At 61.8% G+C, this 16,157-nt stretch carries 13 protein-coding genes; 3 read left to right on the top strand and 10 right to left on the bottom strand.

Features of this window, described 5'->3' with window-relative positions; all coding sequences use genetic code 11:
- Positions 1 to 11 precede the first annotated feature (11 nt).
- Positions 12 to 854, bottom strand: a complete 843-nt coding sequence (locus PAF18_RS08235) for a formate/nitrite transporter family protein (protein WP_271115275.1) — start codon at positions 852 to 854, stop codon at positions 12 to 14.
- Between the two features lie 263 nt (positions 855 to 1,117).
- Here PAF18_RS08235 and PAF18_RS08230 point away from each other — a divergent pair, with 263 nt between their 5' ends.
- Entirely contained in the window at positions 1,118 to 1,870 is a 753-nt protein-coding gene (locus tag PAF18_RS08230) for a GNAT family N-acetyltransferase (protein WP_271115274.1), read from the top strand.
- Positions 1,871 to 1,909: 39 nt separating this feature from the next.
- Here the strand turns inward: PAF18_RS08230 and PAF18_RS08225 are convergent, their stop codons facing one another.
- From PAF18_RS08225 to PAF18_RS08185, 9 genes are all read right to left on the bottom strand, one after another.
- Positions 1,910 to 2,740, bottom strand: coding sequence for a coiled-coil domain-containing protein (locus PAF18_RS08225; protein ID WP_271115273.1), 831 nt, complete (start codon positions 2,738 to 2,740; stop codon positions 1,910 to 1,912).
- A gap of 470 nt (positions 2,741 to 3,210) precedes the next feature.
- Positions 3,211 to 4,725: a hypothetical protein gene (locus PAF18_RS08220; RefSeq protein WP_271115272.1), complete on the bottom strand. Its 1,515-nt coding sequence runs from the start codon at positions 4,723 to 4,725 to the stop codon at positions 3,211 to 3,213.
- 27 nt (positions 4,726 to 4,752) lie between these two features.
- A complete protein-coding gene (locus PAF18_RS08215; protein WP_271115271.1) occupies positions 4,753 to 5,793 on the bottom strand; it encodes a GSCFA domain-containing protein in 1,041 nt (346 codons plus the stop codon).
- Positions 5,786 to 6,751, bottom strand: a complete 966-nt coding sequence (locus PAF18_RS08210) for a hypothetical protein (RefSeq protein WP_271115270.1) — start codon at positions 6,749 to 6,751, stop codon at positions 5,786 to 5,788. Before PAF18_RS08210 ends, PAF18_RS08215 begins: the two co-directional genes overlap by 8 nt.
- On the bottom strand, positions 6,748 to 8,883 hold the full coding sequence (locus PAF18_RS08205; protein WP_271115269.1) for a glycosyltransferase family 2 protein: 2,136 nt from the start codon (positions 8,881 to 8,883) through the stop codon (positions 6,748 to 6,750). The genes PAF18_RS08210 and PAF18_RS08205 overlap by 4 nt, the downstream gene beginning before the upstream one ends.
- The gene (locus tag PAF18_RS08200; RefSeq protein ID WP_271115268.1) at positions 8,876 to 10,270 is read right to left on the bottom strand and encodes a glycosyltransferase family 2 protein; all 1,395 of its coding nucleotides are present in this window, start codon (positions 10,268 to 10,270) and stop codon (positions 8,876 to 8,878) included. The genes PAF18_RS08205 and PAF18_RS08200 overlap by 8 nt, the downstream gene beginning before the upstream one ends.
- 15 nt (positions 10,271 to 10,285) lie before the next feature.
- Positions 10,286 to 11,587, bottom strand: coding sequence for a nucleotide sugar dehydrogenase (locus tag PAF18_RS08195; protein WP_271115267.1), 1,302 nt, complete (start codon positions 11,585 to 11,587; stop codon positions 10,286 to 10,288).
- 273 nt (positions 11,588 to 11,860) lie between these two features.
- Positions 11,861 to 12,604, bottom strand: a complete 744-nt coding sequence (locus PAF18_RS08190) for a MipA/OmpV family protein (RefSeq protein ID WP_271115266.1) — start codon at positions 12,602 to 12,604, stop codon at positions 11,861 to 11,863.
- Between the two features lie 161 nt (positions 12,605 to 12,765).
- Positions 12,766 to 14,613 (bottom strand): ABC-F family ATP-binding cassette domain-containing protein, encoded by a 1,848-nt coding sequence (locus PAF18_RS08185; RefSeq protein WP_271115265.1) that lies wholly within the window; start codon positions 14,611 to 14,613, stop codon positions 12,766 to 12,768.
- A 90-nt stretch (positions 14,614 to 14,703) separates the two neighbouring features.
- On the opposite strand from PAF18_RS08185, the gene PAF18_RS08180 reads away from it, so the two are divergent.
- Together PAF18_RS08180 and ndk are read left to right on the top strand one after the other, a co-directional pair.
- Complete coding sequence (locus PAF18_RS08180) at positions 14,704 to 15,477, top strand: hypothetical protein (RefSeq protein ID WP_271115264.1); 774 nt, start codon at positions 14,704 to 14,706, stop codon at positions 15,475 to 15,477.
- 171 nt (positions 15,478 to 15,648) lie between these two features.
- Complete coding sequence (gene ndk / locus PAF18_RS08175; RefSeq protein ID WP_271115263.1) at positions 15,649 to 16,071, top strand: nucleoside-diphosphate kinase; 423 nt, start codon at positions 15,649 to 15,651, stop codon at positions 16,069 to 16,071.
- The last annotated feature ends 86 nt before the right edge of the window (positions 16,072 to 16,157 follow it).

Below are 16,157 nucleotides of genomic sequence, written 5' to 3'. Positions count from 1 at the left end.
CCCGCGCCTCGTCAGGTTTCGATCTCGTTGGCGACCTGACCGTAAGCCAGCAACGCGAACAGCCCGGTGCCACCGGCGATATTGCCCGCCAATGTCGCGAACAGCACCGCCGCCGCATGGCCCGCGCCCAGCTTGCCCGCCAGCATCAGCAAGAACAGCTCGCCCGATCCGGCGATGACATGGGTGAACCCGCCCATCGCGATCAAATAGGTGAACATCATGATGACGAAGATCGCCGAGGCTCGTGCCGAAGGCAGCATCCACACGATAGCCGCGACGAAAAATCCGGCGGGGATGCCGCGCACAAAGGAGTCATAGGCGCTCAGCTCGCCGTAATGCTCCGAGATCGCGATCATGCCCTCGACATATTCCGGCGGCACCACCCCGACCCGATAGGCGAGCAGGACCGAAGCGAAGGTGCCGGCCATATTGGCAAGGAAAACCACGCTCCACAGCCGCGCCGTGCACCACAGCATCTCGCCCGAGCGCCGCGACAGAAGCGGCAGGATCGCGGTCAGCGTGTTCTCGGTGAACAGCTGCAAGCGCCCGAGGATCACCAGCACGAAGCCGACCGTATAACCCCAGTTCTCGATCGCCGCGCGATAGGCGTGGCCGGCAAAGGTGGTGTGCAGAATTCCTTCGGCAAGAACCGAGGCAGAAATCCCGATCCCGGCCGCGACCCCTGACCACCAGAGCGACATGGCCGGGCGGTTCAGCTCTTCCAACCCCTCTTCATGAACGACCAGATAAACCGAGACGGCGCTCAGCGCGTGGCTTTGCTCGGCATCCTCCTTTTCGTCCGAGCTGACCTCCAGATCAGCGCCGGTGTCCTCCTCGGTATCATGCTGCGGCATCGGCCCCACTCCTTCTTGTCAGGCGTCGATGCTAGCCTGCGGCAAAACCGGATGCATCAGCAATCGCCCCGCTCCGCGATCCACGCCTCAAGGCGCCACTCGTCGCAGCGACGGCGACGCGGGGATTGTCCTCTGGCCGTGATAAAATGCCGGGGGAGGCGCGTGTTCGAGACGTTCCGCGACATTCTCCTGTTGCGCCATCGTCACATGATGAGATTATGAATCGACCGACAACCGGGCCGTCCGGGCCGCGAGGTAAGGAAATGATGCTGAGCAAGGGTCGCTACCGCGTCCGTCTGGCAGAGAGTGCGGATGATCTGCGCGCCGCGCAGCGCCTTCGCTGGCTGGCCTTCATCGGCAAGCGCGGCGCTGCGGATGACGGGGCGTCGGTCGATGCGGATGGCTTCGACGCGGCCTGCCGCCACGTGCTGATCGAGGATCAGCGCAGCGGACAACTTCTGGCGACCTTCCGCTTCATGTTTCTTGAAAGCGGGGCCGAGATCGGTCGCAGCTACGCGGCCAGCCATTACGATCTGGAACGTCTGCGCGATTTTTCCGGCCCCATGGTCGAGATGGGCCGCTTCTGTCTTCATCCCGAACATGCCGATCCCGATCTGCTCCGCGTCGCCTGGGGCGCGATGACACGATTCGTCGACGAGAACGGGATCGAGCTGCTGTTTGGCTGTTCCTCTTTCACCGGCACCGACACGCAAGGCTATGCCGATACCTTCGCCTTGCTGAAAGAGCGCCACCTCGCGCCGCGCCGCTGGCTGCCGCGCGTCAAGGCGCCAAAGGTGTTCCGCTTCGCCCGCGCGCTGCGCCGTCAAAAGCCCGATCTGAAACGCGCGCAGGCAGGGCTGCCGCCGCTTCTGCGCAGCTATCTGATGATGGGTGGCTGGGTCAGCGATCACGCCGTGGTCGATGACGAACTCGGCACGCTGCATGTCTTCACCGGCCTCGAAATCGCCACTATCCCGGCTGGCCGCCAGAAGCTCCTGCGCGGCGTGGCGGGGTAGGGAAGCGCGGGTTTCATCCCCGGCCGTCCCGCGACGGCCCTAGACTTTCAGACCGCGCCGAAACGCCCTTATCGGCGCCGTGATCCGCCAGGATTTGCTGGTTTCCATATCCTTGATCTGCCGCTTCAGCTGTTCGACGCGCTGTTGCTGGGATTTAAGCTGTTCTGCCTGGGTTTTCGCAAGCTCGTCGCGCGCTTTGAGAGACTCCTCGAGCGCAGAGATCCGATCCGGCTTGGCTTCCATATCCTGGATCTGCCGCTTCAGTTCTTCGATGCGTTGTTGCAGAGACGAGAGTTGCTTTCCCTGGGTTGTCTCACGCTCGTCGCGCGCTTTAAGAGACCCCTCAAGGGCGGAGATCTGCTCCAGCTTGGCTTCCAGCATCTTCGTCAGCGCCGCGGTCTCGTCAAACCGGGTTTTCCGCTCACGTTCCGCTGCTTCCTGATGGCGGAGGAGCTGCGGCTCGGTCTGTTCCAGCTTGAGCGCAAACGAGCTGACTTCCTTCTCCTTAGCGAACAGGTCAAGCTGTGACCGCGCGAGCTTGGCGGCTCTTGCATCATATGCCAATCTGAGCGTGCTCAGCTCGGCGTTAAGCTCTTTCGCCCGCGTATCGGCCGCTTTAAGCCGCGTTTCGATCGGCTGCAGCCGCGCCGTGGCGCGCCGCGCTTGAAAAGACAGCGAGGCTGCCTGACCCAGACGGCGCAACAGGCACTGCATGTCGCCTGCGAGACGCCCGTTCTCGGAAAGATCCTCGAGCATTTTCAGCGATGCGGGCAAGCCGTCGCCCTTGCCGAGGATCACCATGCCCGACCCGGTATCGACCCAAACGCCGCTTTTCCCCGTCACTGAACGATCGGCACCATGCAGCAGCAACGCCCCATCAGGCGCAAGCCGCTCGCGTAATGTCGAGATCAGCGCGCTGATATCGTTCTCACTGTCGAACTCCGTGAGATCGGCAAAGATCAGATTTTGCGATTCGGCCCCGAGACCTGCCGCCGCTTCCTCCAGCACTTCGCAATCCGTTATCACCGCGATCTCGGGATAGGTGGCTGCCTGCCGTTCAATGCCGACGGGGACAGTGCCTGACCAGACCCCGAACCCCTCGCAAACCCCGCCCGTCCCGCTGCGATCAACAGACTGACAAATGGCGAATGTTGCCGTCCCCGCGCCGACACCCAGCACCACGCTGCGCGCGGGGCGCAAACGGTCTACGATCCAGAAAATCAGAGGAACATGCAGCGCGACGGTTTCGTCGCCGATGAATAGCGGGCTCCATAGCAGGGAGGGGGGCAGGGCCCCAGCGGCGTCCGGCTCAGTTGCGACTGTCTTTTCATCCATCTGGTTCAACCTTCGAAATTCTCTGGCGTGGAGAACAGCTTTGCCAATGCAAATTCTTGTTGGTGCGCGTCAACAATCAGCAGCTTGTCCGTTCCATCGCCGCAAGGCGTGTCTTTTTGCGCAATCACGTGGTCCATCGTCGCGCCCCGCAGAATGATGCGGTCGGGTGCCAGCGCGTCCACCACGCGGGCGCCGGTCGCCACAGTCACCTCCGGTCCGAAAGAGACCAGATCCGGGCTCTCCAGCCCGACCGATTCCAGGGCGCTGCGCAGCTCGTCGAAAAGCTCCATCGGCATGGCGACGAAACGTGCTGGCCAATGCAGCCTATCGATGCGTTTCTGCATCGCATAGGCCGCGTCTTCACCGCTCAGCAGCAGCACGACCAAGCAATTGCGCTGACATGCGCAAAGCATTGCGATATCGGCAGAATCGACATGGACCGTGAGGTTCCGATCCGCCAGCGCCGAGCGCAGTGCCCCAAGGTCGCCAGCGGCGAAATTCAGTGGCGAAAATTCGGGCTTCTGTTCGGCGCGCGCGATGACGTCCGAGGCATGACAGAGCGATTCGAAGAAAAGCTCCTCTGTCTGATCGGATTGCATATCATGTTGGGCCACGGCCCGTGCCGGCTGTGTCGATCCGCCGGTGATCGGATCGTCCATGATCCCCTCATCGACCAGCTGCCGGTTGCCGGCCTCGATGATATCAAGATGATGTTCCGAAAGCTCGATCCTGATCGGCTGCGCCGTGACTTCGGACAGCAGCCGCTTGCCCGACAGCCGCATAAGATGCTCGATTTCCAGCCGGTCGGCGACGCTGCATCCGTCCTGAAGGAGAAGGTTCAGAACACGCTTTGTCTCGACAAGCTGGTGTGACTTTTCCCGTTGATTGGCGTGCATGGCTGCGGCGAGATCGGGGTCCGTGACAGGCAATCCCAGCTCGTCGAGAAAGCGGAGCACCAGCGGCTTTTCATGGTGGTCGAAAACGATCGCCCGCAGCTTTTCTGCGTTGAAAATTGTTCCCAATTCCCGCAGCCGCTTCGGATAGTTCAGGAAACCGCGCGACAAGGACTCGTCGACGAAGGCGGCCAGCGTCATGGGCGACGAGCGAAAGCCGCTCATGATGTTTTCTGTATAGCGCGATCTCAGCCAGTCCTGCTGGCTTCTGAGCACCGCGATGATCTCGACATCCCAGTCTTCGAAATATTCTGCCGCGGCCAGAAGCGTTTTCTCGGGGACGTCGGAGAAGATGTTTTCGACGCTGAGCAAAACCGTCGCGTTCTGATCTTGCGCCAGTTCCGATTCGAATTCGGACGTGTCGCCAGTTCTTATCTGCGACAAAAGCCTAAGGTGGCCCGGCGTGCGATCTTGATCGTAGGGGTTCTGTCGCGCCATGCCGCTCTTTGGAAACAACACGGCGTGTCCGCGTAACGCCTCTCGCTGCGACTCCAGATAATTCTGGATAGAGGTGCTGCCGGCCTTTGTCTGACCGACATGCAGGATAAGACGACGGCGCTGGCTCATGACCGGACGACCCGGCGCTTGGGGAAATCAGGACGCATCCAGCCGCGCCTCATCACAGATCAGTTCCGGTTCCTGCAACGGCTTCTCGACCTCTCCTCCGAATTCCTCTGCCAGCGGACCCGAGAAGAAATGCTTCATCACGAGATCGACGCCGAACATGTTCACATTACGCAAATCAGGCTCGAAGAACATACCGCGCGCAGGATGGGAGGAGATGACCTCGAATGAGGGGAAATAATGGATGCCGTCGTAATCCTCGCTCAACTCGCCGGCAACCGATCGCAGAATGGATTTCGACTGGATGGTCGCGACAAGCACATGGTTCTGTGTCGCTGTGGCGGCAAGCGGCACCGGAGAAACGGTCAGCAGCATACGCGCAGCGGGGTTCACGCTGCGCAGCCGGTCCCAGAATTCCAGCATGTCGCGGCTGACCTCGTGGTGGCGCAGATTATGCAGCCGGTAATCCTCAGGCCGATAGGTCCCGGCGATGGTGCCGGGCGCGACCGGGAACATCGTCCCATCAGAGACCGACTCCCATCCCTCGGTCAGCCCCATCGTGAACACGAACACATCGAGCTCGGCGAACATGCGCCGCACGGCCTCCAGATGGCGGTTGCGCATTTGCAGAACGTCTTCGGGGGATTCCTGCCCGACCGGGTCCAGACCGGGGCGCAGCGCATCGAAGAAGCGGCCATCCTTTTCCCAGACCCGTTCGCCCGGAATGCGCTGGCCATGCGCCTCATCGAAAAGCTGCACGAGCTGGCGCGAGGTGTAGATATTGCCGTAGCGGCACGAGAAGACGCCATAGCCCCAGCGCCGCGCCTCGGTCTCGTTGGCGAAGACGGGCGGCGCCGGTTCCATATCCATGAACGCGGCGCCGCGGCGGGCGAGGTTATTGCCGATATGCTGCGCAAAGCAGCTGCCTGCGGTCGCCACGCGATCCGCACGCTTCAGCGCCATCGGCTCCCAGAGGTTTTCCATATCCGCATAGTGGCGCGTCCCGACAGAGGCGCGCCAGAAGGCTTTCTCGGGCTGGATCTTATAGGGATTCTTCGGTGCTTCAGCCATTGCTGGCCTCCTTCTTCGCGCCGCGCAGTGTATGGTCGCGCAGCAGTTTGCCGAACGCGATATCAGATTCTGAAAAGCTTACCGACTTCAGATCTTTTCCGCGCAACCTCGCCGGGGGCGGGGCGCTGCCGGGATGGAGGCGGTATTTCGTCTCGATCAGCTCCACCGCATCCCAGGACGGCGCGGCCACGGCGGCGCGCAGCCACGGAGAGAAGACCGACCAGACGGGGCCATGACCGGTGCGCCCGGGATAGGTGCACTCGAAAACGACACGCTTTCGGTCGGCAGCACTCTCGATCCCGGCGATGAATGGCGTGCAATGATTGAACATATGGAAGGTATCAGTCGGATTCTGGCAATAGATCACGTAATTGGGCACATTTTTCGCATAGAGTGCGCAGACATCTGTCACGATCTTTTCGTCTAGCGCCGAAATGTCTTTTGCAGTGGGCCAGCAACTCTCTAGGTATCTTGCGATATGTCTAGGATAATATTTCTCGAGGTTCGTCTGTGCGTTTCCGACCAATGCAAGACTGCCCGGATGTATCCACGAATAGTAGAGGGCTGCAAAGCCTCCGCCGGACGATCCAAAGTAAATAACTTTTCTGACGCCGAGGACCTCTGCAGCTTCGCGGAAAAGCTCTCCAAGCAGTGCCTGCGCGTCAAATCGGTGATCGCCAGCATACCAAGCCATGCTGAGTTCTTCGCCCAGCTCCAATGAAGGGTCGGAGATCATGAGTTGATGGGCATGGTTCTCCACCTCAGGTATCGGGTCAGTATATACAGGTAATTTGCGGAGCTTACGGTCTATCGCACCATGAAAACCGATCAATAATGTGTCTGCACCCTCTGCTTTCGTGAGCTTTAGATTTATATCGACCCCACCCAATTCTATAATCTGTCGGCCCGTCGCATTCATGAGTTCGGATGCCGTTTTAATACGTGAAGCGGGTTTCATGATATTCTCTCGTCAACTTTGACTGTAGATTGTCTGGTTACTTCAGTTTTATCTTCGCGGGTCGGAAACTGGACTCGAGTAGCGTCGAACTGGGTGCTATAAGCAATGTCGAGACGCAGCCCGTCGGCAAGCGGAGTCGCAGGGCGTAGAAACTCATCAGCATCTATACTCCAGGTATGCAAGCCGGGCCGCGCATATCTGACGGCGACATGATCATATGGATCGCACGAGTAAACCGATACTCCAAGTTCATTTGCATCGTTGTAGAAGGCCGTGTCGACAGCGCGCGGCAGATCCTGAAAGCGTAGATCACCAAGCTTTGAACGTGACCAGAAGATCGTGCTCCCAAAAGCCCGGTGAGTGAGGTTGTTACTTTTGGTGGGCTTAAACCGCAGCGCCAGCAGGTCTCTTTCCTCGACATAGCAGTAGGCGCGCGCGCGCCCGACGACGCCGACAGTCACATTGCCGCAGAACTTCAGTGCCGCCGCCGAACTGCGGATATAATCGGGGCCGTAGAAATCATCATCGTCGATCTTTGCCACCAGATCGGTCTTGCAATGGTCGAGCGCGAGGTTCAGCGCCTCGCCCAGCGTCGCCTCGGGATCGGGCAGGGAAAGCAGCTTGAAATTGGCAAGCTCTCCGAACGCGTCATTGATCTGATCGGGATCGTGGCCCGGCCCATGCGCGACATAGATCACATGAAGCTTCCGATAGCTCTGCTCGCATAGTTGACGCGCGATATGTTTAAGAAATCCTGGCCGTTTCGAGCAGCATATGGCTGTCACATCCTCCTGCACCGAGTCATCGAGATCGGTGACCGAAGCATAGTTGCGCCAGACCTGATGCGCGGGCACAACGACTTCGCTGGGGGTCTGGAAGGGGCGCTCTTTGTGCAATGGCGGCGGAAACGCCATGCGAAGCCGTCCGTCCAGACCCTGATGCCATTTCCGCCACGCGGTTGCATAATCGCGACGGACCTGCGACGGACCTGTCTCACGGTCGACCCCGAGTGTCGGATGATTGGTCAGGCTCCCCTCTCCGCTGATGCAGAGCATCGAGATCACGGGCAGACTACGGAACTCATCGCCGATTGCCGTGGTTATCCGGCCCATCAGCTCGCTGTCGGCGCCGAAACGAACACAGTCCCAGCCGCCGAGATGCGTGCGCAGGAACCGCGTTTCTATCAGACATGAAATGGGCGCGTGCCGTGACACGCCATCATCCGAGAAATAGGACAATCGCGTAAACCTGTCGATCATCCCGTCCGGCAGCAGACGCAGCATCCAGGCTACGCTCGCGCGGGGTGGGCTGTCCTCGGCCAGCACGGCGTTCAGGTGATGTTCCAGCCGCTGCGGATGCGCCCAGTCATCCGCGTCGTGGCCGGTGATCCAATCGCCCTTCGCCTTCGTCATGGCGAGGTTCTTCGATACATAGGGGCCGACATTGATCTTGTTGCGCAGGATCTTCACGCGGCTGTCGCTCGCCGCGATGCGCTGCATTTCGGCCCAGGTGCCGTCCTCGCTTGCATCGTCAACGATCAACAGCTCCAGATTGCCCCATGTCTGGCACAGGATCGAGGCGGCGGCTGCGGCAATCGTATCCTCTGCGTTCCAGGCCGGCATGATGACCGAAACCAGAGGCCCGCCGTTCACCCGCGGCAGGGCGTCGGTCGAAAACCGGTCGAGCAGCGTCTTGCCCTTGCGTAACCTCACCGGCGCAGCGCCGTGATGGGCGAGGAACCCGTTCATCCGCGCCAGCCACCCGGCCTCGTCTCCGGCGCTGAGGGCCTGGTTGGCGCGCAGCGTCTCGATGCTGTAGCGCAGCGCCTCAGGGACATGACGTTCAGCAAAGCGTATGCCAAGTCCGTAACCCTGCTCGCGACAGATCTTCTCTGCGGTCATCAGCTCGGACCCGGTTGCGGGGGCGGGCAGCGACTGCATTTCCAGAAGCTCCATATCGCCCTCATAGCGCGGGCTCGGCGCGCGCCGCATTGCTACGCCGTATTCTCGGAAGTGATGCGCCGGATCCATCCCGATGGCCGCGACATCCGGATAAGTCCGGCGATACCAGTCACGGTCGAGCTGGCCATTCGCCAGCGTCCAGTCTGCAATTCTCTGGTATCTGTCAGTCATCTTTGTCGCTTTTGCTTGGGAAGATCTGGCGGCCGGCCTCTACCCCGATCTCGGCGGGAGGAACGACCATTTCGGCCGGGGCCGGAAAGGCGCGGGACGCGGCAAAACCGTCGATCCGCAGCCCGGCGGGCTGGGCCTGCTCATGCCATTGCCGATAGGCGCTGACGTAAGTCTCCCGCAGGGAGGAGCCGGCCTGCCTCGTCCGCAGACCGTAGACAGGGTGGTTGGTCAGCCCGCCGGCGCGGTCGAGGCACAGCATCCCGATTTCGTCATGATCCCGATACGCCTCGCCGAGCAGGCAGCGCGCGCGCGAGAGCATCTCGCCATCGGCCCCGAAGCGGACAGGATCATAATTGCAGAGCTGCCCGACCATGAATTCGCGCTCGAACATGCAGGAGATGAATGAGCGTCGCCTGATCCCATCGGGCGAATGATGCGCGCTGGTCGGAATGATATTGGCAAAGCGTCCCTCGGGCGACATGCGCAGCATCATCGTCGTGCCGGCCTTGATCTCGCCTCCGGTTTTTAGGAAGTGGGTCACATGGCGTTCGATACGCTGAGGATGCGACCAGTCATCCGCATCCTGCCCGGTGACATACGCCCCCCTTGCCTCGCGAAGTGCGAAATTCTTGCAAACATATGGTCCGAGATTTCGCGAATTGCGGTGAATCCGCACCCGGTCATCCTCGGCCGCGAGGTTTTGCAGCACCCGCCATGTGCCATCGCTGCTCGCATCATCAACGATCAGAAGCTCAAGATTCGTCCAGCTCTGCTGTAGGATCGAATTCGCTGCTGCGCGGATATGGGCTTCGGCATTCCAGGCGGGCATGATGATGCTGACCAGAGGTCCGCCCGAGATGTTTCGGATCGAACGGGTCGCAAGCTGCTGAAAAAGGCTCCTGGCGCTGCGCAGCATGACGGGCGCGATCGGGAACTGAGCGAGATAGAGATTAAGCTGCGTGAGCCATTCCGAACGGCTTCCGCGGTCGAGCGCAGCATTCGCGGCCATTATCCGCAATGGGCCATCGGCCCGCTCGCCCAGATGGCGGCGGCTCTGCCGGACTGCATCTTCGAGCCGGCCATTCTCGGCCAGCGCCTGCGCGCCCATCATGACGCGCGGCTTCGCTGGGGCCAGCGTGGCGTTCTTCAACCTTTGTTCCAGGGCGGTCGGCCCGTCTGCTGTCAGCCGGGGAACGGCAAGCTGCATGAATGTCTCGCTGAAATCCGGACCGGGATCGCGGCGCAGCGCGATACCGATGGTCAGGAAATGATCCAGCGGTGTCATACCCGCTTCTGCGACATCAGGATATTGCGCCCTATACCAGTCCGGGTCGAAGAGACCGGCCTCGATCAGCGCTTCCCGTGTGAGGTCTGTCTCGGTTGTCATGGGGTCCGGGCCGGATTAAAGCCTCAGGTCGCTATCCTGCTTGGCGAATGCGGCCTTCATGTCGAAAAAGATACCGCCTGGCTTGGCAAGGCTTTTCAGCGCAGCGCCGCCGTCGCGCGTGTATTCGTCATGCATCACCGCCAGCACGACAGCCTCGTAGCCTGCCTGCCCATCGGGCTCGGACAGGGCCACGCCATATTCTTCGATGATCTCGTCGGGATCTGCATGAGGGTCCGCGATCACCGGCTCGACACCCCATTCGCGCAGCGCCGCGGCCAGGTCGAAGACCTTGGTGTTGCGGACATCCGGGCAATTTTCCTTGAAGGTCGCCCCAAGGATCAGAACCTTCGCCCTGCTGATGCGAATATCCTTTTCGATCATGGAACGGATCAGCCGGCGCGCGGCCTCACGCGGCATCCCGTCGTTGATCTCACGGGAAAGCCTGATGATGTCCGGGATATGCCCCGCACGGGCCGAGCGATGCAGCAGGTAATAGGGATCGACCCCGATGCAATGCCCGCCGACAAGGCCGGGTTTAAGTTTCATGAAGTTCCATTTCGTCGCCGCTGCATCGATCACCTCTGAAGTGTCGATCCCGAGCCGCGCGAACACCATCGACAGCTCGTTGATCAGGGCGATATTCACATCACGTTGTGTATTTTCGATGACTTTCGCCGCTTCGGCGACCTTGATCGAACTGGCGCGATAGGTTCCGGCGGTGATGATCGAGCGATAAAGCGCGTCGACGAACTCTGCCGTCTCCTCATTTGATCCCGAAGTCACCTTGACGATCTTGGTCAGCGGACGCGCCTTGTCGCCCGGATTGATCCGCTCGGGGCTGTAGCCTACGAAAAAATCGCTGTTGAAGCGCAAGCCGGAGTTCTTCTCGATCACCGGCACGCAATCATCTTCGGTCGCCCCCGGATAAACGGTCGATTCATAGATCACCACATCGCCCGTGCCGATCACCCGCCCGACCGTGTCGGAGGCGGCGAGCAGCGGCGTCAGATCCGGCTGGTGATTGTCGTCGATGGGGGTCGGGACCGTGACGATATAGACGTTGCAGTCGCGCAGCTCATCGAGCGAGTTGGTAAAATTCAGCTCTCTCGCGACGCTCAGATCCGCGACCTCGCCGGTGCGATCCTTGCCCTGACGAAGTTCTTCTATCCTTTTGGTAGAAATATCGAACCCAACGGTTTGATATTTTGCGGAAAACTCCACGGCGAGCGGCAGGCCGACATATCCAAGCCCGATTACCGCGACCTTTGCCTGGGTGACATCAGGCAGAGCCGCGATGTTAATACCTTTAATTTCCATGAAAATCCCGCCAAAAATCTTGTTGAGCAGGGTTTAAAAAAGTTTAAAGAGTGGCGCAACCGAAAAACAGGCGGAAACAACCACAAAGCGACCGCCCCCAAGACGGGCGCCGTGAGCGAATGCACCATGCGGCTTTCGGCAAAGCGTTGAATCCGCCTCGGGGGCTGAATGGGGCCGCTGCTGCCCGCCAGGGCGGAAGGCGCCATCGGACACGAAAAATAGCGGCGGAAGCCGCCCTTGCGTTTCAGTCTGAACGGCCGGTCTGGCGCGGGATCAGAACCCGAAATTCAGCGTCCGCACGATGCCCAGCCGGACCGAGGGCTGGCTTTCGTCCAGCACGATCGGGCTGTCGGCGGCGTCGCCGATGATGCGGGAATACTTGACCTCGCCCAGAAGTGCGGTTGCGGGGCTGAGGTCATAGCGCGCTTCCAGCTTGGCCGCGGCCGAATTGATGCCGCCGCCCGGCGTATAGACGCTGTAATCGGTGCGCCCGGCCTCGTCCTCGGTGACACCGAAATAGGTCTCGTTATAGCTGTCGTCGCCGTAGCCCGCCTCCAGCCCGGCCCACATGGTCAGCCGGTCCGAAGCGTCGATGCGGTATTCTGCGCCGAACTCGCCCGCGACGCCCTTATGGCCGCCGAACCCCTTTCGGGCGCTGACATAGGCGCGGGTCGGGCCATTGCGATAGGTCGCCTGCAGCCCCAGCTCATAGGCGCGGTCGATCTTGTCCAGCCCGTCCAGCCTTTCGTCGTCATCGCTGTCACGCTCGCCCAGATAGTCGAAGCTCGGCGTGATCGAGAATCCCTGCCGGTCGTCCGAGCTGTTTCCGTTCAGCCGCAGATTGCGGAAGATCAGCCACGGCGCGGCCTCGTGATCGTCCGAGCCGGGATAGGTCGGGCGATATTCTGCCCCGATCCCCACATCCATCGACACCGACTGCGCCGGATTGATGACCACCTCCTGCGCCAGAACCGGCGAGGCTGTGAGGGTGGCGAGCAGCGGAAGAATGATTTTCATGGGTCGGTCCCGGCCAGAGGGGCGCTTTGCAGCGTGTCCCTCCGATGTGCCAAGCGCGGTGACGGAAATCAAGCCATCAGATGTCAGTCGCTGGCACCGTCGCCCCGCCGTGACCGCGACGACACAGCCCGGCGCCGACGCAGCCGCCCGGACGGCGGAAATCAGCCGGTTTCGGCACGCTCCAGCCGCTCCATGGCGGCCATCCAGAGCGCCTCGGCGCGGATCATCGCCTCGGAGGCCTCGGCATGTTTGCGGCCCCATTTCTCGACCTCGGCTGCGTCGTCGTAAATGCCCGGATCGGCCATTTTCTCGCCGATCTTGTCCAGCATCTCGGTCAGCTTCTCGACCCGCGCTTCGGCCTTGCGCGCCTCGGCCCGCAGGTCGAGGATCTCGTCGCGGCCCGGCCGTTTCGCTTTCGGCGCAGGCAGAGATTTTTCAGGCCTGTCCTCCGTCGTTTGCAGCAACATGGCCCGGTAATCGTCCAGATCGCCCTGCCACGGCGAGACCATGCCCTGATCGACCAGCCACAGCCGGTCCGCGACCAGCGACAGAAGATGCATGTCGTGGCTCACCAGCACCACCGCGCCGCTGTAATCGTTCAGCGCCTCGGTCAACGCCTCACGGGATTCGATGTCGAGATGGTTGGTCGGCTCGTCCAGCACCAGCAGATGCGGCGCGTCGATTGTGGCGATCAGCAGCGACAGCCGCGCCTTCTGACCGCCCGACAGTTGCCCTACGCGGGTCGCGGCCTGCGCCTCCATCAGCCCGAAACCCGCCAGCCGCGCACGCAGCTTCGAGGGTGCCTCATCCGGGCGCAGGCGGCGGACATGATCGAGCGGCGTTTCGTCCAGTACCAACTCATCGACCTGATGCTGGGCGAAATAGCCTATCCGCAGCTTGTTCGACCGGGTGATCTTGCCGGCCATCGGCGCCAGCCGTTCGGCCAGCAGCTTCGACAGCGTCGATTTGCCCTGGCCGTTCCGCCCCAACAGCGCGATCCGGTCGTCCTGATCCAGCCTTAGATTCAGCCGCCGCAGCACCTCGCGCTCGCCATAGCCGGTGCTGACCCCCTCCATCGCGATGATCGGCGGAGACAGCTGCTCGGGCGCGGGAAAGCTGAAACGATGGAACTTCGCCTCTTCGGGGGCGGTAATCGGCTCCATTTTCGCGATCATCTTGATCCGGGCCTGCGCCTGCTTGGCCTTGGTCGCCTTGGCCCTGAACCGGTCCACGAAGCTTTGCAGATGCGCGCGGCGGGCATCCTGCTTCTTCGCCTCGGCCGCCTGAAGCGCGCGGCGCTCGGCGCGCAGCTTGGCGAATTGGTCGTAGCCGCCGGTATACAGGGCCAGCTTGCGGTCCTCGACATGCAGGATATGCCCCACCGCCCGGTTCAGCAGCCCGCGATCATGGCTGATGACGATCACCGTATGCGGATAGCGCGCCAGATAGTTTTCCAGCCACAACGCGCCTTCGAGGTCCAGATAGTTGGTCGGCTCGTCCAGCAACAGAAGGTCGGGCTGCGAAAACAGCACCCCCGCCAGCGCGATCCGCATCCGCCACCCGCCCGAGAAATCCGCGCTCGGCCGTTGCTGGTCGGCATCGCTGAACCCGAGCCCCTTGAGGATGGTCGAGGCGCGCGCTTCGGCGGACCAGGCGTCGATATCCACCAGCCGTGTCTGGATCTCGGCAATGCGCGTCGCGTCGACCGCCGCCTCGGCCTCCGTCATCAGCCGGGCGCGCTCGGTGTCGGCGTCCAGAACCGTGTCGAGAACGCTGCGCTGCGTCGCCGGAGCCTCCTGCGCGACGCCGCCGATCCGGGATCGCGAGGGCAGGGAGATCGCGCCGCCATCCAGCGACAACTCGCCCCGAATCAGTCGGAACAGCGTCGTTTTGCCCGCGCCATTTGGCCCGACCAGCCCGACCTTGTGGCCGGCAGGCACGACCGCGCTCGCCGACTCGAAAAGCGGACGGCCGGCGATGGAATAGGAAATATCGTCGATGCGAAGCATGGCGCACGCCATGACCCAGCAAGCCAGTTGCGTCAATGGGAATTGGCACCTATCAGGAAGGATCTGACCCATCGGATCCCGACGCGCCACATGACCGAACTCGGCAAGACCGGCCATCGCTGCCGGTTCCTGATCGTCACCCAGCCTCGCAGCGGCTCTTACCATCTGGCATCGCTTCTCGGCAGCGCGCCGGATGTGACCTGCCTCGGCGAGATCTACAAGCCGGACCGGGTCGAACTGCCGGCCGATCTCGGCGCGGCGATGGGCATTGCGCCATCCGAACCCGCGAAACGTGACGCCGATGTCGAGGCCTATCTCGGCAGGCTGCTCGCCCTTTGCGACACGCCGGTTTTCGGCTTCAAGGAATTTCCCAGCCGGTTGCGCGACACCGGAATCGGTGCCTCGACGCTGCGCTCGCGGCGCTGGCAGAAGATATTTCTGATGCGCAACCCGCTGCGCAAATATCTCTCGCTGCATCGGGCGCGCGAAACCGGCAGCTTCACCAAGCGCAGCGGCGATACCCGGCCCCAGGACAATGCGGTGATCCGCTTCGACCCGGCCCAGTTCGAGGCGATGCTGGCGCAGGACAGGTTCTTCCGCGACAGCTTCCGACAGATGCAGGAACGCCGGCCCAAGCGGGTGACATCGGTCGATTACCGCGAGCTGAACGATCCCGCCGTGCTGGCCCGGCTGCTCGACTATATCAGCTCCGAAGGGGATGCCGCGGCGCTGAGCTCCAGCTATTTCCGCCAGAACACGATCCCGCTCGACGACAGCTTCGAGAACTTCGCCGAGATGCGCCGCTATATGCAGGATCACGGCCATGCCGCGCTGCTCGAGGATGCCGCGCATCCCAACGCCTGAGGCGTGGCGGCTGTGCATGGGCTGTGTGCGCCCCTGAAAGCTGTTGGTGCAGCCGCTGCCGGGCCGTGCGGGCGCTGCTGTCACGGGTTTTCAACCCACAAGCTGCGTGATACGAGCCGCCCAGATTTTCCGCGCGATGCTGTTTCGCGCCAAACCTTACGGAGTATCCCCATGGCTACCGAGCTGACGCTCTCGATCATCAAACCCGACGCGACCAAGCGCAATCTGACCGGCAAGATCATCTCGAAATTCGAGGATGCCGGCCTGCGCGTCGTCGCCTCCAAACGTATCCATCTTTCGCCCTCGCAGGCCGGTGCCTTCTATGCCGAACACAGCGAGCGCCCCTTCTATGCCGAGCTGTGCGAGTTCATGTCCTCCGAGCCCGTTGTCGTGCAGGTGCTGGCCGGTGACAACGCCATCGCCAAGAACCGCGAAGTGATGGGCGCCACCGATCCTGCCGAAGCCGCCGAAGGCACGATCCGCAAGGAATTCGCCATTTCGAAGGGCGAAAACTCGGTCCACGGCTCCGACAGCCCGGAATCGGCGGCGCGCGAAATCGCCTTCTTCTTCTCGGGCCTCGAACTGGTCGGCTGATCCTGCATCGCAGGTCTTGTGCGGGGGCGCGGTCCGGTTCGGGCCGCGCCCTTTCACATTGCCGCGCCGCACGGGCCGCGCTAGGA

The organism is Paracoccus sediminicola (genome assembly GCF_027912835.1).
Lineage (GTDB): Bacteria > Pseudomonadota > Alphaproteobacteria > Rhodobacterales > Rhodobacteraceae > Paracoccus > Paracoccus sediminicola.
The sequence above is the reverse complement of the archived record's forward strand: the minus strand, read 5'-3'. Positions and strand labels throughout refer to the sequence as shown.

What these genes read in the sequence shown, in the direction of transcription:
- PAF18_RS08235 (WP_271115275.1), bottom strand. Translation starts at nt 854, where the DNA reads ATGCCGCAGCATGATACCGAGGAGGACACCGGCGCTGATCTGGAGGTC.
- PAF18_RS08230 (WP_271115274.1), top strand. Translation starts at nt 1,118, where the DNA reads ATGATGCTGAGCAAGGGTCGCTACCGCGTCCGTCTGGCAGAGAGTGCG.
- PAF18_RS08220 (WP_271115272.1), bottom strand. Translation starts at nt 4,725, where the DNA reads ATGAGCCAGCGCCGTCGTCTTATCCTGCATGTCGGTCAGACAAAGGCC.
- PAF18_RS08215 (WP_271115271.1), bottom strand. Translation starts at nt 5,793, where the DNA reads ATGGCTGAAGCACCGAAGAATCCCTATAAGATCCAGCCCGAGAAAGCC.
- PAF18_RS08210 (WP_271115270.1), bottom strand. Translation starts at nt 6,751, where the DNA reads ATGAAACCCGCTTCACGTATTAAAACGGCATCCGAACTCATGAATGCG.
- PAF18_RS08205 (WP_271115269.1), bottom strand. Translation starts at nt 8,883, where the DNA reads ATGACTGACAGATACCAGAGAATTGCAGACTGGACGCTGGCGAATGGC.
- PAF18_RS08200 (WP_271115268.1), bottom strand. Translation starts at nt 10,270, where the DNA reads ATGACAACCGAGACAGACCTCACACGGGAAGCGCTGATCGAGGCCGGT.
- PAF18_RS08195 (WP_271115267.1), bottom strand. Translation starts at nt 11,587, where the DNA reads ATGGAAATTAAAGGTATTAACATCGCGGCTCTGCCTGATGTCACCCAG.
- PAF18_RS08190 (WP_271115266.1), bottom strand. Translation starts at nt 12,604, where the DNA reads ATGAAAATCATTCTTCCGCTGCTCGCCACCCTCACAGCCTCGCCGGTT.
- PAF18_RS08185 (WP_271115265.1), bottom strand. Translation starts at nt 14,613, where the DNA reads ATGCTTCGCATCGACGATATTTCCTATTCCATCGCCGGCCGTCCGCTT.
- PAF18_RS08180 (WP_271115264.1), top strand. Translation starts at nt 14,704, where the DNA reads ATGACCGAACTCGGCAAGACCGGCCATCGCTGCCGGTTCCTGATCGTC.
- ndk (WP_271115263.1), top strand. Translation starts at nt 15,649, where the DNA reads ATGGCTACCGAGCTGACGCTCTCGATCATCAAACCCGACGCGACCAAG.